Genomic DNA, 20,865 nt, shown 5'->3' with positions numbered 1-20,865 from the left:
TCACGTCCTGGTGATGTCGGCGGCCACCCGGCCGGCGGTCCCGTCGCCGTCCACGTAGGTGTTGGCCGTGCCGTACGCCTTGTCATGGATGCCGGCCGCCTCGGCCCGCTTGGCCCTCAGATACGCCAGCGCGGCCCGCTTGACGTCTTCGAACGCCGGGTCCAGCGAGCCGCCGATCAGGCCGAACGCGCCGTAGGCGCCGGAGGAGAGATCGACGTGCCCGATGGCGGAGGACATCCGTTCCAGGTCCCGCATGGGGGCGGCGACCATGTTGCGGCCCAGCTCGCGGATGGAGTCGACCTGCGTCGCCACGAAGTCGCCGGACATGGCCTCACCCCACCACCGGCGGGCCGTGCACGACCGCGGGCCGGAAGAAGTCGTCGTCGCCGCTCTTCGACGCGGTCGACCTGCGGGCGTTCTGCCCGTCGTTCACGGGGCCGCCCATGGGCACGAACGGCACGCCGCCGGAGGCCGTCGCGCCGGCCTCTGTCCCTGCCACGGGCGACCTCGCCGGAGGCCATGAGCCGTCCACGACCGGCACGCTGCCCGGCCGCACGGACGGCCCGGCCGGCCTCGCCTCCTGAGCCGCACTCGTGCCCGGATCGGTGGGGCGGCCCTGGTACGGATCCGCCGGGCGGCCCGGGTAGGGGTCCGCCGGACGATTCGTTCCCGGGCGGTCCGTGCTCAGCCGGCTCGGCGGCCGCGCGCTCCTGGCAGGAGCGCTCCCCGTGGTGGGGGCGCCGGGCCCGGATGGCGCCGTACCCGGTGACGGCGGCAGCCCGGCTGGCGGCATGTTCCCGGCCGGACCGGGCTGCGCACCTCCCGTGGCGGGCGGGGCGCCCGGCGAGTTCGCCAGGGAGGTCGCGAGCGGTGGCGTACCCGCGGGCGCACCCGGTACCGCAGCTTGACCGGGTGGTGGGCCCGCGGGAGTCGGTGGGTGGCCGGGCGTGGCGGCCAGGTCGGTGCGGGACCGCGCCGGCACCGTGCTCTCGAACGGCAGGTCGGCGCTCTGCGCCGGCGCCGAGACGGGGTCGACCGGCGGCGGCAGGTAGGGGGCCGGGGAGGCCAGCTCCGGGTCCCACGCGAGGGCGTCCGGCATGGCCGTGTACGCCCGCTGGTAGACGCCGTTGAGCTGCTGCATGAAGGCCCGCGCGTCCGCGTCCGGATCGTTGAGCGGCTGCATCGACCCCGCGCCCATGCCGCTCGCCTCCACCCAGTACTCCTGCTGCTCCGTGGCCTTGTCGAAGCGTTCCTTGGCCGAGGCCAGCTCGCGGCCCACCGTCTCCAGCCCGGGCGGGACGCCGTCCACACCGTTCCGCAGCGACTGCAGGTACGCCTGGAGCCGGTTCATGCGCGTGAGCATGGCCCTGGCCGACTCCCCGCCCCAGTTCCCGTCGGCCACCAGGCGCGCCGCGCTGTCCCCCAGCGCCGCGATGGTGTCGGTGAGCAGCTGGGACGTCTTCTCGTACGCGTCCACGACCGGCGCGAACTCCTCCGGCCCGGTCCCCATGACCAGCCGCCGGATCTCCTCGCGCCCGCCGTAGGCGTTGACGTTCCCGCCCTGCAGGCAGCCGTGCTTGATCGGTTGTGGTTGCGACAACAGGTCCCTCACATCACGTACGCGGCACCGCGCCCGCGGCGCGCTGGTCGGCGTCCCGCACGGTGTTCGCGGTGGCGGCCAGGTCGTCGACGATCCGCTGGACCTGCTCCATCACGAACTGCAGCGAATCGCCCGTCGCCACCCGGGCCCTGCGCACGGTCTCGCCGTACCCCTGGGCGATGTCCCAGCTCCCCGGGGCGGCCGGCGACAGGTCGGGCACCTGGTACACAGCCGCGCGCAACCGGGGCAGCAGGCTGCCGCCGAGCTTGCCGGCCACGTCGAGGAGGGCCTCCGGCTTGCACATCGCCGTGTCGCCCGCGGTGGCCGGGTCGATGAGAGGCTGATCCACCGGAGTCAGGTGCCCCAGCGGCGGATGTTGGCGGCCTCCGCGTCACGCATGATCTCCGTGGCGTCGTGCAGGGCGGGACCCATGCGCTGCAAGGTGTCACCCATGGCCACGACCGCGTTGTTCCACTGCTCCTTGGCCGTCCGGTAGACCTCCTTGGCCGAGCCGTCCCAGGTCTCCAGGAGCTTGAGGTCGTCTTCGAGGTCAGCCAGTTCGCCGACCAGATTGGCGTAGGCCCGGCCGAGTTCCGACGCGATCTCGTCCATCTCGTCGAAATTGGCGAGGATGATGTCTCCGCCACCCGTCATGGTGATTCTCCGTTCGTCAGAGCTGGCCGCCGCCGAGCGCCGCCTTGAGCCTCGTGGCGACCTCGCTGGCCTGGGTGTTCGCCTCGGTGTAGGTGATGCCCGAGCCCTTGAGGTTCTCGGCGATCGTGTGCAGCGCGTCGATGACCTTCTTGAACTGCGGGTTCCACTCGTCGAGGACCTGGCGGTAGATGTTGGCCGACTCGCCTTGCCAGGCGGCGCCGAGCGTCGCGGGAATCTGGGTGAGCCTGTTGTGGATCTGAGTGATGTTCTGGTGTGCGATGAGCGCGCGTTCCGCCGCGCTATGTTGACTGCCCTCTTGATAGCGTGTCGGCTCTGCCACGTGCACCTCTCGGATCTCGTGAACCTGAATTTGACCGGGTTTCCGTACTGCGGTTCAAAGTAAATGGGTCAAAGCGGGCAGGGCTACGATTTCAACTTTCCTCTAAATGTCGGGGGCCCTCCGGCCCGCCAGCCCCTGCGACGGGCCCTGGGCAGCGTCAACGCCAGGAACACCACCAGCGCGGTGGCCCCCACCGCCCCCGCAGTGATCGCCATCGCGACGCCGCGCGTGCGCGGGTCCGGCACCGGGGCCCTGGCCAGCACGATCGGCGGCGCCGCGGGGGCGCTCTCCTTGGCGTCGGGCCGCACCGAGGTGACCGCGAGCAGCGGGTTGACCAGCCCGGCCCCGGTGCCGGCCGCGCCGCCGCCCTCCGCCGTGCGTTCCAGCCGGCTCTTGACCTGCCAGTGGTCGAGTTCGGGGTGCCGGGCCCTGACCAGGGCGGCGACGCCCGCCACGAAGGGGGCGGCGAAGCTGGTGCCGTCCAGCTCCGTACGGTAGCCGCCGCCGGTCCACGCGCTCGTGATCCCGGCTCCCGGCGCGGTCACCGAGATGCGGGTCACGCTGTTGGAGAACTCCGACTTGCCGCCGTCCGGCGAGGCCGAGCCGACCGCGATCACGCCGGGATACTCGGCCGGGTACGCGGGCGTGACCACGCCGTCGTCCTGCCGCACGTTGCCCGCGGCCGCCACGATCACCGCGTCCTTGGCCTGCGCGTAGGCCACCGCGGCCTTCAGCGCGGGATGGTCGTGAGCCTGCACGGAGACGTTGATCACGTCCGCGCCCAGCTCCGCGGCGCGCCTGATGCCCTGGGCCAGCCTGGACACGTCGCCCGAACTCCCCTCGGTCTGCTTGATCGACAGGATCCGGACGGCCGGCGCGACGCCCATGACGGGCACGCCGCGCGCGGTGAGGTCGCGTCCGGCGATGATCCCGGCCACCGCCGTGCCGTGCCCGACGCAGTCGCGCAGGTCCGTGCCCGTGAGATCGATCTGGGCGGTGACGGCGCCGGCGAGCTGGGGGTGCGTGGCGTCCACGCCGCTGTCCACGACGGCCACGGTCACCCCTTCGCCCCTGGTGAAGCGCCACACCCGCTCGAACCTCAGCCTCTCCTGCGGCCACGGCTTGCCGGTGACCTCCGCCACGCCGGGCTGGGGGTCGCACGTGACCGTGCGCGCGGACGTGGACGTGGGCGCGGGGGTCGGGGTGAGGGTCAGCACCAGGCCGAGGGCCGCGGCGCCGTACCAGGAGAAGGGCACGGTAGGGCAGTCTGCCGACATTTCAGATTTGTGGCTGGTCTCTTAGAAATATCTTGAAATGAGGCTCCGCGGGGTGGAGCGCGAGATAGGCAAGTGCCGGTATGTCCTTCGACCGCGGAGAGGAAGCATGTCGACACCTGAGGCCGAGGGAGGCGACGCGCACGGCAACCCCAGGCCGGGCCTCGGCCTGTCGGTATACCAGCGGCCGCAGATCAACCAGACCTACGAAGGCGGTTTCAGCGGCACCGAGTACGACTTCGACCCGGACGGCATCGAGGAGTCGTACGCCGACCACATCCACTTCCACCGCAACGGCGACTATCCCGACGAGGCGCCCCGGACGCCGACGGACGCCGACCGCGAGGCCCTGCTCGCCCGCAACCCGATCGACCCGGGGACGGCGAAGAAGGAGCTGTTCATCAAGGTCGGCGAGTACGAGGACCCGGCCACCGGCAGGCCGCTCCCGTCGTCGCCCGTGGAGCAGCTCCGCCAGGACCTCAAGCGCCTGCAGGGCGAGGCGGGCGGCCAGAGTCTCAAGGTCCGGCTCACCCTCGCCGGGCTGTCGGAGCGCGACCTCGGCGCCTGGCAGGCCGCCGCCGACATGAAGGCGACCACCGACAAGGCGCAGAGCACGCTGGACGCCGCCATCAACCGGGTCTACTCGGTGTACGCGGCCGTGGTGCAGGCGCTCGACGACACCGTCAAGACCGCCAAGAGCGCCGACCAGTCCATCGCGGGCGGCCCGCGCACGCGTACCTGACGGGGGACGGAATGACCGACTACTGGACGGAGGCGCTCAAGGACACCCGGGCGCCGCAGATCGACGACATCGCGCCGACCGGCAACGGCGACTCGGACAGCAGCGACGGCGTCGCCGCCCTGATCCAGAGCACCAACCCGGTCCGCGTCGCCGACGCGGGCAAGCGGTACAAGGAGATCGCCGAGATGTGCGCGGAGTCCGTGGAGCTCCTGCACAACCAGGCCGGCCGGATCGCGGACACGCTGGGCGGCGAGTCCCTGCAGAAGATCCTGGAGACCGTCGACAAGCTGCGGCGCGACCTCGCGCGCATCAGCATCGCCGCCAAGTCGGTCGGCGTGCCCCTGGAGTGGTACGGCGCCCAGGTGCTCCCCTGGTTCCACGACAACGTGCCCCGGACGGGCAGCGTCGGCCTCGACGACGACATCGGTGACGCCTTCGGCAGCGACACCAACGGCCACGCGCTCGCCCGCCATCACCTGCGGCAGCTCAACAGGTTCATGGGGGACGTGTACGGCGCCATCGCGGGCTATGTGGAGCAGCGGTCCACGGCCCCGCAGGCGGGGATGACCGGCCCGTCCCTCCCGCTCGGGCCTGGGCTGCCGAGCGGCCTGACCGGCGACCCGTACGCGGGCTCCAGCCTGGGCTCCCCGTACGGGACCCCCGGTCTCGGTCTGCCGGGCACCCCGTCCGGCCCCGACACCCCCGGCCTCCGGGACCCGTCTCTTCAGAACCCCTCGCTGAAGGACCCCTCCCTCCAGGACCCTTCGCTGAAGGACCCCTCGCTCAAGGATCCGTCACTGCAGAACCCCTCGCTGAAGGACCCCTCGCTCCAGACCCCGCAGACCCCGGACCTGAAGAACCCCGAGCTCAACACCCCCAAACTGCCCAACACGCCCACGACGGACCTCGCCAGCCAGCCGCCGCAGCCGAGCGTGCCACAGACGAACCTGCCGCCCGGCGTGCCCCCCGGCCAGCCCACCGCCAGCGGTCCCGGCACCTTGCCGGGCAGCGTCCCGGCCACGCAGCTCAGCGGCTCGGGATCGCCCGCGGGAGGCGCGGGCCGGCTTGGCGCCACCGGCATGCCGATGGGCATGATCCCGCCGATGATGGGCGGCGGGCAGAACGGCAACGAGCGGGACCGCGACAGGGCCAGGTTCCCGCTGGTGGAGGACGAGGCGTTCGAGACCGATGACATGGGCGGCCCGTCCGTGATCGCATGACGGTGACGACCGAGCGGGTGCGCGGCTACCGGCTGCTGGAGCGGGCCGGCCAGGACGGCCCGTGGACCGCGCACCTCGCTCAATCCGCGGCCACGGGGGCCGAGGTGCTGGTCAAGACGCTCGCGTGCCACCGGGCCGACCGGCGGGCGCTGAAGCGGATCGTCCGCGGCTTCGGCTTCCCGGAGGCGCTGGCGGCCCACGACGGCGTGATCCCGGTGCTGGAGGTGGGGGTTACCGGCGACGGGCGGCCGTACCTGGTGACGCCGCCGCACGGCGGTCTCACCCTCGCCGAGCGGCCGGGGCGGAGCCTGCCGATGCCGGTCGGCGAGGCGGTGGGACTGCTGCGGGCGGTGGCGGACGCGCTCGCCGCCACGCACGCGGCGGGAGGCGTGCACGGCCGGGTCACGCCCGAGAACGTCATCGTGGCCGGTCCAGGGGTGGCGCTCACGGGGTTCGCCATGTCCGCGCTGATGTCGATCGTGGAGCTGCCCGACGGCACCCTCCCGTCGGTGCACGCGGCGCCGGAGGAGCTCGAAGGCCACCCGCCCGTGCCCGCCTCCGACGTGTACTCGCTCGGGTCGATGGTGTACGAGCTGCTGGCGGGCCGGCCCGCGTTCCCGCTGGACGGGGCGGGGGGCACGGCCAAGTTCGTGCTCGGGGTGCTGACGGAGGCGCCGCCGCCGCTCCCGCCGGGGCTGCCGCCGGACCTGGCGGAGACGCTGCTGAAGGCGCTGTCCAAGGACCCGAACGCCCGCCCGACGGCCGCCGACCTGGCCGCCGTCGCCTCCCGCCCCCTGCCGACCCGCCCACCCCTCGGCGACCCGGCCCGCCTGCCCCTCGGGGACGCGGGACAACCGCCGACGGCCCGCCTGCCCCTCGGGGACGCGGGGCAACCGCCGACGGCCCGCCTGCCCCTCGGGGACGCGGGGCAACCGCCGACGGCGCGTCTGTCCCTCGGCGATCCCGCGCGGCCGCCCCTCGGGGACGCTGGGCAGCCCCTCACCTCGCGCCTCCCCTCCCCCTCCCCGGAGGACTCGGGGGCGGTGGAGCGGTCGGGGCCGCGTGAGCTGGTCTGGACCGTGGACCCTGACCGTTCCCAGGTCAGGCCGCCCGCCGGACCCCAGCCCTTCTCCCAGCCGCCCCCCGAAGTCTCCGCCCCCCATGCCCCCGCCGCCGAGCCGGGCCGCAGCAGCCGGATCCCGCTGCTGGTCACCACGGCCTCGGCACTGGCCGTGCTGGTGGGCGTGGGCAGCGTGGCCCTGGCGATGAACGGCCGGCCCGACGCCACCGCGCCGCAGCCCGCCGGCGCGACGGCCGCCGCCCTCGACCCCACGACCCCAGGCACACCACCCCAGGCCGACCACCAGCCAACAGACCGGCCGACGGACCGGCCGGCCGGCCAGCGGACGCCGCCGAACAACCAGCAGACGCCGCCGGACGAGTCGCAACCGCAGACCCGCCAACCGTCCGAGCCGCCCCCCGAGCGCCGCCAGACCGTCGATCCCGCCGCGGTGGCCGCGTACCGTCCCAAGAGCCTCAAGGTCGTGTCCGACCACGGCACCACCGTGACACTCGCCTGGAAGGGGGTCCGCAGGAGCGGCTACCCCGTGGTGATCCAGCAGGCCCCCGGCAACCGGCTGGTGCCGGCGGCGAGCGGCGCCAACACCCACACCCTCAGCGGCCTGGATCCGGTCACGGGCTACTGCTTCAAGGTCGGCACCGTGGTCGCCTTCGGCCAGCCCTCGTCCGTGGCGTGGTCGCCGGCCTTGTGCATCCGCGGCGCCGCGGAGACGAGCCCGGGCGGCCAGGACGACCAGGTCCAGCCCCCGATCGTGCTGCCCCCGGCCACCCCGCCGCCCTCCTGAGACCGGCTAGCCCACCAGGGATCTCGGCGACAGGCGGTGCGCGAGCCTGCGCGCGAGTCCGACCTTCTGCCGTACCAGCGCGTCCACGCCGCCGAAGTGGCGCCAGGCGAGGCCGGCGTCGGCCTGGTCCACCGGCGCTCCCCCGAACGTCGCCAGGTTGGCCAGGTCGGCGAGCGTCGTGAGCGGCTCCCGCGCGGAAGGGCCCAGCACGGACTCGGCCAAAGACGCCACCTCACCGGCCGTCAGCGCGTCCGAGGGCACCGGGATGCCGGCCACGCGCAGCCTGGCCACCGTCTGCCGCCATGCCCCGACCACCCGGGCGGCGGGCGCGGCGGCCCGGCGGCGGCGCATCCGCCTCAGCGGCGGCACGACCAGCACGGCGAGGAGATACACCAGGAGCGCGGTCGCGGGCACGGCCGCCCAGACGAGCGGGCCCGCCGAGCCGCCGGGACGCGGCGCCGGGGTCGGGGTGGCCCGGTTGGCCGCCGTAGGAGTCGGCTTGGGCTCGGCGGAGTCGCTGTTGATCGCCTGCTCGATCTCCCGCGCCTGCTTCGGCGCGCCCTCGGCCACGTCACCGCTGCCTCCCGAGCGCGTACGCGACGGCGTCGGGTAGAACGGCACCCACCCGATCCCCTCGAACTCGACCTCGGCCCACGCCAGCACGTCCCCGCCCCGCACCTGCCGCACGCCACCGGACCCGGACCCGGACCCGGAGCCGGATCCGGATCCGGTTCCCGGGCGGAAGCCCACGACGATCCGGCTCGGCAGCCCGATCGCGCGGGCCAGCAGCGCGAACGAGGCGGCGAACTGCTCCGTCGTCCCCCTGCGCGACTCCGTCAGGAAGAACTCGATGCTGCGGTAGCCGTGCCCGGGCGGCGAGTTGACGTCGTTCACCGCGTGCTTGCGCAGGTAGGCCGCCAGCCGGGCGGCCCGCTGCGTCGGGCTCTGCGCCCCGGCCGTGGCTCGGCGGGCGATGGCGAGCAGGCGGGCCCGCTGCGGCGGTGTGCGGCCGTCCGGCCCGTCCGGCAGCCGCAGCGCGGCCGGGTCGGCGGCGGGGACGGCGGCGCGCAGCTCCTCCGCCGGGTAGCGGCGGATCCTCGAGGTCACCTCGTACGTCATGCCCTCGCGCGCCTGCGTGCCGGCCAGCATGCCCGTCGCGGGATCGACCACGATGCCCGCGCCCTTGACCAGCAGCGGACGGTCGGCGGCGGGCAGCCACGGGCCCGGGAGCTTCTGCAGGGTGAACCGCTGCGTGACCGGGTCCCCGCCGCCCTCCTGCCCCGGCACCCGCCCGCCCGTGGGGACGAACCCCGCGCCCGACGTCCACGTGACCCCGTCGAAGGTGTCCAGGACGGCCAGCCGCAGGTTCGCCTCGGAGGCGGTGCCGACCGTGAACAGCTCGCGCTGCGGGTTCTGCAGCCACGCCGACACCTGGTCGAGCGCGCTCACGCCGTTGATCGGCCGTGGCGGGGGCTGCTCGACGAGCCGGCGCACGTCGTACGGGCGGTCTGCCATGGGCAGGGCGGGCGCGGTGACGACGGCCGCCAGCACCAGGCAGGCCAGCAGCGGCACGCCCACCGCGACCGTCCCCGCCGACCTGGCCGCCCTGACCAGGCCGAGCAGCAGGGTGAGCCCGGCGAACACCGCCGCGTACGGCACCACGGACCCAGCCCCGGCGACCCCCAGCACGACCGCGACGGCGAGCACGGGGAGCGCGGCCAGGGCGGGCAGCATGACGGCCCTGGACCGCAGCGCGATCTCCGCCCCGGCCAGGGCGGCGGCCCAGACCAGGAAGCCGACCAGCACGACGGCCGTGCTGTCGGGCGCCGCCGGGAGGATCGTGGTCAGGAGCCGGCCGCCCGCGTCGCGCACGCCGAGCAGCGCCGCGCGCACGGCGGCCGGGCTCGGCAGGAACCCGAGCCAGGCCTCCGACCTGAACAGGGTCGCCGACACCGCTACCAGCCAGCCCAGCATGCTGACCGGGATCGTTCCCCAGAGCGGCAACCGGCCGTACAGCAGCACCGACAGCACGCACGGCACCCCGGCCGCCACGCCGGCGACGGGGAGCAGGGCGGCCAGCGGGAACACCCCGTCGAACGCGAGCCCGGCCGTCGCGGCCAGCAACGCCACGACCCCCACGGACACCAGTCCCCGCACCGGCGCCCCCGCCGCGTAGGACCCGGCACCCGGAGCGCCCGCCTGCGACGACCCGGCACCCGGCCCGGCACCCGACGCACCCGCCTGCGACGACCCGGCACCCGACGCACCCGTCGGCTCGCCACCCACCGACCCGGCACCCGACGCACCCGCCCCGGCTGCCTGCGCCGGCGCGGGACCAGGGGGCGTCGCGGTGTGCCCCTGCGGCACCGCGACGTCGTGGGGCGACGGCCCGGCTAGCGGGGCCATGCCGCCGCCAGTTCCGCCAGGTCGCTGACCTCGATGACCGTCACCCCGGCCGCCGCGGGCCGCCCGCCCTCCACCGGATCGCCCACCCGCACGAACAGCACCTCGTCGAAGCGCCGCCGCATGGCCGCCGCGTCCGCCAGACCGGCGAAGGTGCCGCTGACCAGCACCAGCGCCCCGCCAGAGCCCGCCCGGCGCAGGGCGTGGAGCGGCGCGTCCGCCTGCTCGGAGCGCTCCACCACGGCGAGCCGGTCCAGAACCTCCTCGGTCTCCCCGGGTCCGCCCTTCGCGTGCATGAGCTCCCCCGCCCCCGTGAGCAGCCGCACGGGGAAGCGGTCGCGCGTCACCGCGCAGGCCACCGACGCCGCCACGTCCACGGCCAGCTCGAACTCGTCGTCCCCGTCGTACGACGAGTGCCGGGTGTCCAGGATTGTGACGGTGCTGGGCAGGTTGACGTCGGTCAGCTCCTTGACCATGAGGACGCCGGTGCGGGCCGTGGAGCGCCAGTGGACGTGCCGCAGGTCGTCCCCGATCACATAGTCGCGCAGCCCGTTGAAGCTGATCGCCCCGCTCTGCGCGGAGCGCGAGTCGAGCCCGTCGAGGTGGCGCCGGCGGCCGGCGTGCGGGGGCGCGAGCGGCACCGTACGCGGCCGGACCAGGAGCAGGTCGGTGCGCCCGTACGCGATCGAGCGCCGCGCCAGCCCGAACGGGTCGGTGCGGTCGAGCAGCAGCGGCCCGACGGGCGTCTCGCCGCGCCGCCGGGTGGGCAGCCGGTACGACACCGTCCGCGCGGTGTCGCGCGCCAATGCGGGCACCTCCACTGTGACGGACGTGCCCCGGCAGATGTCGCGGGCCACCAGCCCGGCGTGGCGCCGGCGGCCGGTGTTGCGCACGTGCAGGAGGGCCACCGCCGGGTCGCCCCTGGCCACCTTGACCGGCGTCAGCTCCCGGCGCACGTCCAGCCCGGCACCGCGCAGCGTCCACAGCGCGCTCGCGCCCACCGCGGCCAGCCCCGCCACCGCGAGGACCGCCGCCTGGCCGTACCCGAGCGGCGCCCCCACGGCGTAGACCAGCACCGAGGCGGCCGCCAGGCCCCACCCCGCCCTGGTGATCATTCGCACTCCCAGAGCGGGGCCGCGGGGAAGCCCCCCTTCGGGGTGTCCATCAGCACGTCGTTGAGCCACCCGTTGCCGCGGCTGGACTCCACCTTGTTCCAGACGTCGCTGCTCATGCCCGTGTCCGTGTCGGTGTAGGAGGCGCCCTTCTGCTGGCAGAGCACGGTCATCGTGATGTACTCGCCCTGGGGGATGCGCCCCGCCTCGGCGCCGGCGCTGGGCCCGGAGCGGATGAGGGTGGGCCTGTCGTTGTTGTTGGCGTTCCTGAACTGGGCGGGCGGCGGGCGCAGGTCCGCCGTGGCCTCCGCGCGCTCCTCGCTCTCGCCCGCCGCGTTCTTGGCCCGCAGCGTCCAGGTGTAGGACTGGCCGTTCTTGAGCCCGGTGACCTCGGCAGTGGTGCCGTCGGGTGACCCGGGGTGGCTGCCGGGCCCGTCCAGCGTGTACGTGACGCCGCCGTCCCTCGCGTTCTCCGGGGCCGACCAGGTCAGGTCGGCGCCGTGGTTCTTGCCCTTGGCGGTGAAGTCGGACGGCCTGCCCGGCGCGACGCACGGGCGCACGGGCACGGACGACTGGGACTCCACCTCGCCGCCGGACCACTCGGCCACCACCCGGAAGGTGTACTCCTGGTCGCACCGGCCGCCGTTCACGCGGAACTGGTACGGCCCGTCGGGCTGCACGCGGGACGGCGTGACGTCGGCGGAGCCGGACGCGCCCTTGAGCGAGTAGCCCTTGACCGTGCCCTGGCGGGAGGGCGTGAAGGTGACCTCCATCCAGCCGGGCCCGGACTTGGCCGTCACCGATCCCGGCGGATCAGGCGTCTGGGTCGGCGTGGGGGTGGGCGTCGGAGTCGGGGTCGGGGTCGGGGTCGGGGTGGGCGTGTCCGAACGAGTGGGAGTCGGGGTGGGGGTCTTCGTCACGGTCACCGTCGGCGCGGCCGTCTTCGTCTTCGTCGGCACGGACGTCGGCTTGCCGGTGGGCTGTCTGGTCGACCGGGTGGGCACCTGGGTCGGCTGCACCACCGTGGGGGTGAAGGTCGGGATCGGCAGCGGCGTCGGCGTGTCCTTCTGGCCGAGCGCCTCGTCGTACTTGCCGACCCGGTGCCCCCTGCCGTCCTGCTCGATGACCAGGGCGGTCTCGCTGAACTGGTCGTTCACCCAGAGCAGCCCGTCCTTGACGAACACCTCCAGCGGCCCCGCCTTGCCGGTGACCACCTTCTCGGGCTCGAACGCCTTGGCCACCGTGTCGTACACGATGAGCCGGCCCGTGCTCTCGTCGGCGATGTAGACGCGCCGCCCGAGCGCCTGCGGCGCCCCCAGCTTGCCGCCCTTCACCGAGACCGTGGTCAGCCCGCCGCCGGCGGTGTCGACCAGGACGAGCGCGCCCTTCTTCGGCTCCAGGATCGGCACGATCTGGCTCTCGGCCACCGGCGGGACCAGCAGGCCGCCGCCGCCCGCCCCCGTCACCGTGCTGGGCAGGGACACCTGGAGCCGGGTGCCCGCCGGGCCGATCAGCATGGCGGAGGCGGCGGCGGAGTTCGTGACCAGCGGGGCGCCGTTCGCGATCGTCAGGGTGAGCGGGTCACCGGGCTCGCCGACCGTCACGGCCTTGACCTGCCGGCCGTCGTTCACCTGGACCAGCGTGCCCTCCTCGGGCACCGGCACCCACAGCGTGCCGTCCTTGCCGAGGCCTGCCTGGCCGAGCGGCGCCTTGAGGGTGAGCGGCGAGCCGATCGTGCTCACCGTCAGCGGGTCGAGCTGCTGCACGGTGCCGGCCCGCGGGTCGATCCCGTACGCCTTCCCGCCGCCCATCACGATCTGCATGCCGCCCGCGCCGAGCGTGTTGGTCTGGGCGACCTCCAGCTGGGTGGGGTCGATGCGGCCGACCTTGCCGGTGGAGTCCATGACGAGCACGTTGTTGCCGTCCTGCACCACCTTGAGCGGCTCGCCCTCGGCGGAGGCCAGGTCCACGCGGCCGTCCAGCTGTCCGGACAGGCCGTTGGCGTGCACCACCTCGCCGTTGAGCGCGCTGCCGAGCCACGCCCCGACGTCGGAGAGCTTGGGGCGGGCGCTGGAGACGCCCTGGCCCAGGAACAGGCCGACGCCGACCAGCACGGCGACGAGGGCGCCCGCGACGATCCCCGCCGCCCGCCGCCCCACCGCGTTCCGCCACCGAATGGCCACCGACTCACATCCCGTACGTGTACGTGCCCGCGGACACCCTAGGGTGGCGCCCGCGGATCGCGAGGTTCCTTCAAATAACCTGGAAGTGTCCGATCACCGGCCTTCACGGGTCCGATCGTCGATGGCCCGCAACTGCTCGTCCATGGACGACTCGAACGACTCCAGCACGCTGCCGAACTGCTCGTCGAGCAGCTCCCTGCCGGGCAGCGCGCCGCCGAGCGTCTCCGCCATGACCGCGTCGACCTTGGCGGCGACGTCGTCCTGGGCGTCCTGCGCGGCCCGCAGCACGGCCTCGGCCAGCTTCTGGCTGTCCAGGCGCATGGCCCGCGGCGCGAGCACGACGTCCATGAGTCGGCCCGAGGCGCCGGCGGTCACGCGTACCTGCCCGTCCGCCGCCTCGCCGCGGCCGACGACCACGTCGATCTCGCTTCTGAGCTCCTCGACGCGGGCCAGCATGTCCTCCGCCCGCGCGGTGATCCGTTCCAGCTCTTCGGGGTCGAAGTCGTTCACCGTGCCTCCCGGGGTCTTTGCGACGGGAGAGTACGGGGAGGACCCGCCATTTCGGAAAAAGTTGAAGCATGCGAAGTTTCATTGCTCTGACTAATGGATTAATGGCAGATTTCTCAGCGGCTAATCCGTGGGAAAGGTGCCATTTCGTGAGCGGTGGAATCCGGATCGATCCGGGCGCGCTCCTGGCCGCGGGAAAGCGGTGCGAGGACGCGCGGGACGCGCTGAAGCCGTTGCTGCCCGACTTCGAGCAGAACGCCGCGCCGGCCGAGGGCTGCTTCGGCCTTCTGGAGCGCGGCGGCAAGGAGCTGGAGGAGTCGTACCAGGAGTTCCACCAGGAGCTGCTCGGCTTCGCCAAGGACCTGGTGGCGAAGCTCGACGACACCGCCACCGGGCTGCGGGAGAGCGCGGAGCGGCTGGGGGGCGGCTGATGTCCGGTCCCTTCGCCCCCGTCATCGACCTCGTCAACACGCTGAAGAACGCCGTCGCCTCGATCGGCGACGACCAGCAGGAGCAGCGCCTGCTGGGCATGGCCGCGGCCTGCCGCCGGCTCAAGACCGGCATCGAGGGCCTGGAACCGGCGCTCTCCCCCATTCCCGGCTCGCTCCAGGGGTGGATCGGCGGCGACGCGGACGTGTTCCGGCAGAAGTGGCGCGACTACCTGGCCCCCGAGTTCCGGACCACGGCCGCCGCGCGCCTCGGCGACGCCGCCGACGTGCTCGACCAGGCCGTGGAGGCGTCCAGGAAGACCAGGGAGGCGCTCAACCAGCTGATCACCTCGCTGATCGCGTCGGTGTCCGCGGGCGTGGTCGCGTCGCTGGCAGCGGCGGGCCTGAGCACGTTCGCGGTGTGGGCGTCCAGCGCCGCGACCGCCGCCCGCGGGGCGGCGACGGCCACCGGCATCCTCAGCCGCTTCGCCGCGGTGCGCGCCGCCGCGGCGGCGGCCATGCGCGGGTTCGCGACGATGATGGGCAGGTCGGGCCTGGTGCGGGGCCTCAGCATGTACGCCGGCGGCGGCTTCCGCCAGACGGCCCTGGCCGCCCTGGGGAAGTACGGCCAGATCTACGGCTGGTCGTTCGGCGGCAACCTGCTGGCGGGCGGCGTGGCCAGGGGCGTCTTCGGCCAGAACCCCCTCGACATCTCCATCCTCTCCCTCGCCCAGACCGCCAACGCCTCCACGGTCGCCGGCCTCACCGGGCCCCTCGGCCAGACGAAGTACTTCACCGGGCTCGCCGCCCGCCGCCCGGTCGTGAACAACGTGGCCATGGGCGCCCTCGCGGGCGGCGTGCCGGCCTTCTGGAACGCCAGGGTGGAAGGCAAGTCGTGGGGTGCCACGCTCGGGGACGTGGCGCTGTTCAGCGGCATCGCGGGCGGGTTCAACGGCGCGGTCGGGCGGCTGTTCAACCCGGCGCAGGGCCAGTGGGGCGTGCCGTCGCCGGCGTGGTTCAAGAACCTGCCGCCGATGGCGCAGAGCTCGCTGCTGGGCTTCGCGCCCAGCGTGGGGCTCCGGCTCGCGGTGCCCTTCGCCCCTTCGTCGCCGCCGCCGCAGCTCGGCCGTTAGCCGGGCCGGGCCGTCAGGGCGAAACGGCGGGCGGTCGCTCTGAGCGGCATGTCATCGTGCAGGGCGCGGAGGCGGTCCTCGTACGCCTCGACCTCGAAGCCCGGGACCTGCCAGGAGACGACCCGCAGGTAGAGCACGAGCGCTCCGACGTCGTGGAACTCGACGGGGTAGCCGGCTTCCGCGCTCCAGGTGACCTCGAGCCCGGCGGCGTCGAGCGCGGCGGCCGCGGTGGCCAGGTCCCAGGCGCGGCCCTCGTGCGGCGGGCCGCCCAGCGCCGCGTTGACCTCTTCCAGGTCGCGCCCGGCCACCTGCTGGGTGACGAACGTGCCGCCCGCGGCCAGCAGGCGGCGGATCTCTTGCGGGTCGTACGACTCGTGCCGGTTGACGATCAGCTCGAACGAGCCGTCGGCGAAGTGGCGGGCCGACTCGGCCACCTCGACGCCCAGCGGCTCCAGGCGGTCGCGGGCGACCGGGAGGTTCGGCGGGTAGCCCTCGGTGGCGGCGGTGCGCGGCGGGAGCGGCGCCAGGGACGCCAGCAGCTCGCCCCCTCCGGTGCCGAGGTCGAGCAGGGACGGCGTGCGCGGGAGGCGGTCGCGCACCAGCCGCTCGTAGTCCCAGGGCAGGTCGTCGGCCGTGGTCATCCGGCCGCGGAACACCGCCCAGTCCCACCCCTCGAACGGCGTGGCCAGCGCGTCGCGGATCAGCTCCTCGTAGCCCATGGGCATGATCGTGCCCCGGGGAGCGGCCGTCCCGCACGCCCTTTTCGCGCGATCACCGGGGCGGGGGCGTGCTCTCGCGCAGGACGACGCGGGCCGGGAGCCGCACGTCGGGTGCGCCCTCATCTTGCGACAGCGCGAGCCGCATCGCGCTCAGGCCCGCCTCACGCAGCGGCACCGCCACGGAGGTGAGGGCGGGCACGACGTCCAGCGCCGAGGCGATGTCGTCGAAGCCCGCCACCCCGATGTCCGCGCCCGGGACCACCCCGGCGTCGCGGAAGGCCGTCATGGCGCCGATCGCCATCACGTCGTTGACGGCGAAGACCGCCTCCACGTCCTCGAACCCCCGCTCCACCAGCCGGCGCGCCGCGTCGTAGCCGCCCGCGTGGGTGAAGGCCGTCTCGATCGCCAGCGGCTCGGGCACGCCGGAGCCCAGCCCCGCGCGGAAGCCGTCGTGGCGGTCGCGGGACGTGTCCAGCTCGCCGGGGGCGTGGAAGACGGCGAAGCGCCGGTATCCCGCCTCCACCAGCGCCCGGGCGAGGTCGCGGGCGCCGCCGTGGTTGTCGATCGTGACGGTGCCGAACGGCAGGTCCCGCTGGCTGATCATCACGACCCGCCCGCCCGCCGTCCGGTACTCCTCCAGCTCCTCGACGAGCGCGTCCCGGGTCGCGGACCCCGCGACCCGGCTGCCCGCCACGATGATGACGCGCGGCCGCCGGCCCCGCAGCGTCCTGACGATCTCCAGCTCGCGCTCGGGCGACCCGCCCGCCACCGCCATGGTGACGATGAGCCGCGCGGCCTCCGCCGCCTGGGTGACCCCGGCGGCGATGGAGGAGAAGTAGGGGTCGGCCACGTCGCGCACCACCAGCGCGACGGTCCTGGTCGAACCCTTCGCGATGGCCTGCGCCGACAGGTGCGGCTCGTAGTTGAGCCTGGCCGCCGCCGCGCGCACCCTGGAGACGTTCTCGGACCTGACGTTGCGTGTGCTGCCGTTGAGCGCGCGGGAGGCGGTCGCGACGGACACGCCCGCCTCCCGGGCCACGTCGTGCAGGGTCGGCGGGCCCGTGGACTCCTCCTCCATACCGATCATCCTGTCGTTGTAGATCGTGTTGTTGTGGACCTTGGCGGTCGCGGCCCGGTCGGAGTGCAGGTAGATCTGGTAGCGGGTGTTGCTCGCGATCACGTTGTTCCTGACCACGGCGTCACCGAACGCGAACTGGCACAGCAGCCGTCCCACCCGGTCTTGAAGCGCACGCCGGGCGCGTTGCCGTCGGTGCTGCCGCTGATCCAGTTGACCTGGCCGGTGACGTCGTGCACGGCCACGCCGTCGATGACGAAGCCGTCGAGGGTCTGGCTGTTGTCGCCGGAGACGTGGATGCCGCGCAGGTCGCGCAGGTTCTCGCCAGGGGTGCCCGTGGGCGGGACCTGGTTGGTGACCTCCAGGTTGCGGATGGTCCAGAACTCCTGGTTGAACAGCCGGACGGCGTCGCCCACCTGGGCCGCGCCGTCGATGCGGGGCTTGCCGCCCTCGCCGTAGCTGTCGACGGTGATCGGCGCGCCGCTCTCGCCCGAGCCCTTGGGCCAGAGCCGGCCGGTCCACCGCTGTCCGGCGCGCAGGAGGATGCGGTCGCCCGGGCGGAACGTGGTGTCGTTCACCTTGTCCAGGCTCTTCCACGGGTGTGCCTGGTCGAGGCCCGAGGCCGCGTCGTCGCCCGCCGCGGCGTCGACGTAGTACGTGGTGCCCGCCGCGGCTGCGGCTGTGGCCGTGACGGGCTGGACTGAGGTCAGGATCATGGCGGCGGTCAGCAACTGGTGGAACATCGCCGGGCTCCTGGGGGGTGATTCCGGTGCGCCCCTCGCGGGGCGCGCCGGTGGGCGATCAGCTCGGTTCCGGGGTGTGGACGATCGGGTGCGCCACGTCGTGCGCGCGGAGGTTGCCGCACATGCCCCACCGGTCGTGCGGCGGGCTCTCCATCAGGGCGGAGCGCCGCAGGTGCGCGCCGTCGCCGCGCTCCAGGGCGTCGAGGATCCCGGCGGTGCGGCGGGTCTCCCCGGCGACCGTGTCCTCCCAGATCGTGCGCCAGGCCGCGGCCTTGGGGCGCACGAGCGCGATGGCGTGATCGTAGAAGCGGTGCAGCGGGGCCAGGTCGCCGCCGGCGGCGGCGTCGGCGAGCCGCAGGAAACCCTCGACGGCCAGCTCGCGCCGGCGCCGTACGGCCTCCTCTATGTCACGGATCGCGCCCGCCGCGCTCGGCGCGAGTCCTTCGGGGGGAGAGGAGGACGCGGGCGGCCCGCCGGACGGGAGCGGGCCACCGAGCGGCGGCGGGGGCAGGGTGGCGGCCTCGCGGTAGCGCTCGGGGTCGGCCACGACCTCCGGCGGGAACGTCATGACCGCGTCCCCGGCCTCGGGCAGCCCAGCGTTCGACATCACGACCACCACCTCCAGGCCCCCGCGGTTGACCGCGCGGTGGATGGTGCCGGGCGTGAACCACACCGTCGTCCCGGCGCTCAGCTCTGTCTCGCGCAGCCCGTTCACGTCGAGCGTCTGGAGCGTGCCGTGCCCGCCGATGACCACGTACGCCTCCGTCGAGGCCGTGTGCAGGTGCGGCGTGCCGCCCTCCAGGCCGTCGGCGCACGGGCTGCCCGAGTAGACCGACAGGCGGCTGACGGACGTGCCTCCGGGGAACGTCATGCCAGTGCCGCTTTCCCCTGCTTGGCCAGCAGCTCCGTGCCCTCCTCGCCACGGTCGCCGTCGGCGATCACGACCGCGTACCGGAACCGCAGCGACTGCCCGTCCGGCAGCTCCACCTCCTCGCTGAAGAACGGCGCCGGGCACAGGCAGGCGAAGTCCTCGCTGCGCGCGAACCACTGCGGCGGGTGCTGCGGGTTGTCGGCGGCGTCCACCACGACGATCGTCGAGTGGTCGCCGGTCTCGTCGTGCCGGCCGCGGAAACCGAACCACTCGGCGCGCGTGCCGCGCAGCTCGTCCCCGCCCGCGCCGGCCGGCGACTGGATGATTCCGCCGGTGAACGACCGGGGCCCGCGCCAGAAGAGCCCGCCGTACCCGGCGTTCTCGCGGCCCTTCGTGGTCGGGGAGCCGAACGCGAGCGTGCCGCCCGACACGTTGGTCATCTCCGTGTCGAACACCAGCGCCCACGTGCCCTCGTCCACGACGTGCGCGGCCAGCGAGCGCCGCTCCTCGATGACCGGGGCGCCGGCCTGCGCGGTCCAGTCGAGCGTGTGCCCGAGCTCGACCCGCTCGCCGGTGGCCGCCAGGGTGGTCATCTCGCGGTGCGTGGCGCTGCCGTTGTTCTCGAGCTGCACGTAGAACCTGCCGTGCACGTACGTCGGCCCGCCCCAGAAGTTGTGCTCCCCGACGTGCGGCAGCGACCAGGCGATGCCCTTGTGCCAGACGTGGTCGTGCGGCCGGAACAGCGACACCAGCCGGCCGCCGAGGGTGCGGATCGGGTGCAGGTACGGCTTGGGCGACTCCAGCACCGGCGTGTCGGGGCTGTAGACGTACGTGAACAGCTCGACGTCGCCGGCCGCGACGGTCACCGACCGGCCGAGCGCGTGGGTGGCCTGCAGGGTCACGGGTTCCTCACCTTTTCCCAAGGGGCGCCCGTGCCGTCCATGCGCCGGGCGAACGGGCTGTCAGCAGTGATCTGTCCCACCTGTACGCGTTCGCCGGTGAAGGCGGAGGCGTACAGCGCGGCGATGAACTCCATCGTCCGGCGGGTGTCCCCGGCGGTGACGGGAGGCGCCTCGCCCCGGTCGAGCGCGTCGAAGACGGCGGCGAGCCAGCCGCCGTGGCCGCTCGACGTGGTGGTGCGCCCTTGCGCCCACAGCTCCGACACGCTCTCCTGGCCCGGGGCCGGGGTCACGGTCCAGTCGTCGTCGGTGTAGCCGTACAGGTGCTCCACCTCGACGGTGGCGCGCTCGTAGTCGAAACGGAGCTGGGAGGTCTGCCTCGGGGACACGACGGAGTTCACGATCGTGGCCACGGCGCCGTTCTCGAACGTCACCAGCGCCAGCGACACGTCCTCGGTGTCCACCGGGCGCGCTTGGCGGGCGGCCACGGCCGTGACCTCGCGCCACGGGCCGAGCACCGAGAACAGCAGGTCGAACTGGTGGATGCCGTGCCCCATCGTCGGGCCGCCGCCCTCGGACTCCCACGTGCCGCGCCACGGCACCGCGTAGTACGCCTCGTCGCGGAACCACTGGGTGTTGCAGGTGGCCAGCAGCGGACGGCCCAGCTCGCCGGCCTCCTGCAGGCGGCGCAGCCGCAGCGCGCCCGCCCCGAAGCGGTGCTGCAGGACGGTCGCGACGTGCGCCGTCGAGCGGCGCTCCGCCTCGATCACCGCGTCGAACTCCGCGAGCGAGAGCGTCGGCGGCTTCTCCACCAGCGCCGTGACCCCGGCCTCCAGGCACGCGATGGCCAGCGGGGCGTGCAGCTGGGGCGGCGTGCACAGGTGGACGAGGTCCACCCGCTCCTCCCGCAGCAGGTCGTCCAGGCTCGCGTGGGTGCTCGGCCCGCCGTACTTCCCGGCGAACTCGCCCGCCCGGCCGGCGTCCACGTCCGCCACCGCCACCAGCTCCGCCCGGCCCGAACCGAGCAGGGCCTGCGCGTGCGCGTGCGCGATCGCGCCGGTCCCGACGATCGCGGCCCGGTAGTTCCGTTGACTCAA

At 74.0% G+C, this 20,865-nt stretch carries 21 protein-coding genes; 5 read left to right on the top strand and 16 right to left on the bottom strand.

All coding sequences use genetic code 11. The annotated features are described in order from the left end of the window. From ACFKCF_RS08945 to mycP, 6 genes are all read right to left on the bottom strand, one after another. Nucleotides 1–327 (bottom strand): hypothetical protein, encoded by a 327-nt coding sequence (locus ACFKCF_RS08945; protein WP_394492481.1) that lies wholly within the window; start codon nt 325–327, stop codon nt 1–3. A gap of 4 nt (nt 328–331) precedes the next feature. Then, a complete protein-coding gene (locus ACFKCF_RS08940) occupies nt 332–1,612 on the bottom strand; it encodes a hypothetical protein (protein WP_394492480.1) in 1,281 nt (426 codons plus the stop codon). Nucleotide 1,613: 1 nt separating this feature from the next. Further along, the gene (locus ACFKCF_RS08935) at nt 1,614–1,949 is read right to left on the bottom strand and encodes a hypothetical protein (protein WP_394492479.1); all 336 of its coding nucleotides are present in this window, start codon (nt 1,947–1,949) and stop codon (nt 1,614–1,616) included. 5 nt (nt 1,950–1,954) lie between these two features. Then, entirely contained in the window at nt 1,955–2,254 is a 300-nt protein-coding gene (locus ACFKCF_RS08930; protein WP_394492478.1) for a WXG100 family type VII secretion target, read from the bottom strand. A gap of 16 nt (nt 2,255–2,270) precedes the next feature. After that, the gene (locus ACFKCF_RS08925; RefSeq protein WP_364852459.1) at nt 2,271–2,594 is read right to left on the bottom strand and encodes a WXG100 family type VII secretion target; all 324 of its coding nucleotides are present in this window, start codon (nt 2,592–2,594) and stop codon (nt 2,271–2,273) included. An 83-nt stretch (nt 2,595–2,677) separates the two neighbouring features. Further along, nucleotides 2,678–3,850, bottom strand: coding sequence for a type VII secretion-associated serine protease mycosin (gene mycP / locus ACFKCF_RS08920; protein ID WP_394492477.1), 1,173 nt, complete (start codon nt 3,848–3,850; stop codon nt 2,678–2,680). 127 nt (nt 3,851–3,977) lie between these two features. Here mycP and ACFKCF_RS08915 point away from each other — a divergent pair, with 127 nt between their 5' ends. From ACFKCF_RS08915 to ACFKCF_RS08905, 3 genes are read left to right on the top strand one after another with little or no spacing between them, the layout of a single operon-like run. After that, nucleotides 3,978–4,610, top strand: coding sequence for a hypothetical protein (locus ACFKCF_RS08915; RefSeq protein WP_394492476.1), 633 nt, complete (start codon nt 3,978–3,980; stop codon nt 4,608–4,610). An 11-nt stretch (nt 4,611–4,621) separates the two neighbouring features. Continuing rightward, the gene (locus tag ACFKCF_RS08910) at nt 4,622–5,830 is read left to right on the top strand and encodes a hypothetical protein (protein ID WP_394492475.1); all 1,209 of its coding nucleotides are present in this window, start codon (nt 4,622–4,624) and stop codon (nt 5,828–5,830) included. Next, entirely contained in the window at nt 5,827–7,695 is a 1,869-nt protein-coding gene (locus ACFKCF_RS08905; RefSeq protein ID WP_394492474.1) for a serine/threonine protein kinase, read from the top strand. Before ACFKCF_RS08910 ends, ACFKCF_RS08905 begins: the two co-directional genes overlap by 4 nt. A 6-nt stretch (nt 7,696–7,701) precedes the next feature. Here ACFKCF_RS08905 and ACFKCF_RS08900 read toward each other — a convergent pair whose 3' ends face one another. The 4 genes from ACFKCF_RS08900 to ACFKCF_RS08885 form a co-directional block, all read right to left on the bottom strand. Continuing rightward, complete coding sequence (locus ACFKCF_RS08900) at nt 7,702–9,852, bottom strand: DUF3488 and transglutaminase-like domain-containing protein (RefSeq protein ID WP_394492473.1); 2,151 nt, start codon at nt 9,850–9,852, stop codon at nt 7,702–7,704. 236 nt (nt 9,853–10,088) lie between these two features. Next, nucleotides 10,089–11,213, bottom strand: a complete 1,125-nt coding sequence (locus ACFKCF_RS08895) for a DUF58 domain-containing protein (protein WP_394492472.1) — start codon at nt 11,211–11,213, stop codon at nt 10,089–10,091. Beyond that, a complete protein-coding gene (locus ACFKCF_RS08890) occupies nt 11,210–13,393 on the bottom strand; it encodes a hypothetical protein (RefSeq protein ID WP_394492471.1) in 2,184 nt (727 codons plus the stop codon). Before ACFKCF_RS08890 ends, ACFKCF_RS08895 begins: the two co-directional genes overlap by 4 nt. Nucleotides 13,394–13,486: 93 nt before the next feature. Continuing rightward, complete coding sequence (locus ACFKCF_RS08885) at nt 13,487–13,903, bottom strand: YbaB/EbfC family nucleoid-associated protein (protein WP_394492470.1); 417 nt, start codon at nt 13,901–13,903, stop codon at nt 13,487–13,489. A 146-nt stretch (nt 13,904–14,049) separates the two neighbouring features. On the opposite strand from ACFKCF_RS08885, the gene ACFKCF_RS08880 reads away from it, so the two are divergent. Both ACFKCF_RS08880 and ACFKCF_RS08875 read left to right on the top strand, forming a co-directional pair. Continuing rightward, nucleotides 14,050–14,331 (top strand): hypothetical protein, encoded by a 282-nt coding sequence (locus ACFKCF_RS08880; RefSeq protein ID WP_394492469.1) that lies wholly within the window; start codon nt 14,050–14,052, stop codon nt 14,329–14,331. Next, nucleotides 14,331–15,461, top strand: a complete 1,131-nt coding sequence (locus tag ACFKCF_RS08875; RefSeq protein ID WP_394492468.1) for a hypothetical protein — start codon at nt 14,331–14,333, stop codon at nt 15,459–15,461. Before ACFKCF_RS08880 ends, ACFKCF_RS08875 begins: the two co-directional genes overlap by 1 nt. On the opposite strand, the gene ACFKCF_RS08870 is transcribed toward ACFKCF_RS08875, so the two are convergent. The 6 genes from ACFKCF_RS08870 to ACFKCF_RS08845 are packed head-to-tail and all read right to left on the bottom strand — an operon-like array spanning nt 15,458 to nt 20,865. After that, a complete protein-coding gene (locus ACFKCF_RS08870) occupies nt 15,458–16,180 on the bottom strand; it encodes a class I SAM-dependent methyltransferase (protein WP_394492467.1) in 723 nt (240 codons plus the stop codon). The genes ACFKCF_RS08875 and ACFKCF_RS08870 overlap by 4 nt on opposite strands. Before the next feature lie 52 nt (nt 16,181–16,232). Then, nucleotides 16,233–17,414 (bottom strand): LacI family DNA-binding transcriptional regulator, encoded by a 1,182-nt coding sequence (locus ACFKCF_RS08865; protein ID WP_394492466.1) that lies wholly within the window; start codon nt 17,412–17,414, stop codon nt 16,233–16,235. Further along, nucleotides 17,357–17,998, bottom strand: a complete 642-nt coding sequence (locus ACFKCF_RS08860; protein WP_394492465.1) for a hypothetical protein — start codon at nt 17,996–17,998, stop codon at nt 17,357–17,359. Before ACFKCF_RS08860 ends, ACFKCF_RS08865 begins: the two co-directional genes overlap by 58 nt. Before the next feature lie 58 nt (nt 17,999–18,056). Beyond that, a complete protein-coding gene (locus tag ACFKCF_RS08855; RefSeq protein WP_394492464.1) occupies nt 18,057–18,869 on the bottom strand; it encodes a cupin domain-containing protein in 813 nt (270 codons plus the stop codon). Then, nucleotides 18,866–19,771 (bottom strand): PmoA family protein, encoded by a 906-nt coding sequence (locus ACFKCF_RS08850; protein WP_394492463.1) that lies wholly within the window; start codon nt 19,769–19,771, stop codon nt 18,866–18,868. The genes ACFKCF_RS08855 and ACFKCF_RS08850 overlap by 4 nt, the downstream gene beginning before the upstream one ends. Beyond that, on the bottom strand, nt 19,768–20,865 hold the full coding sequence (locus ACFKCF_RS08845; RefSeq protein ID WP_394492462.1) for a Gfo/Idh/MocA family protein: 1,098 nt from the start codon (nt 20,863–20,865) through the stop codon (nt 19,768–19,770). Before ACFKCF_RS08845 ends, ACFKCF_RS08850 begins: the two co-directional genes overlap by 4 nt.

The sequence above is a fragment of the Nonomuraea sp. JJY05 genome (assembly GCF_043496855.1).
Taxonomy (GTDB): Bacteria; Actinomycetota; Actinomycetes; order Streptosporangiales; family Streptosporangiaceae; genus Nonomuraea.
This window is presented reverse-complemented; position numbering and strand designations above follow the sequence as displayed.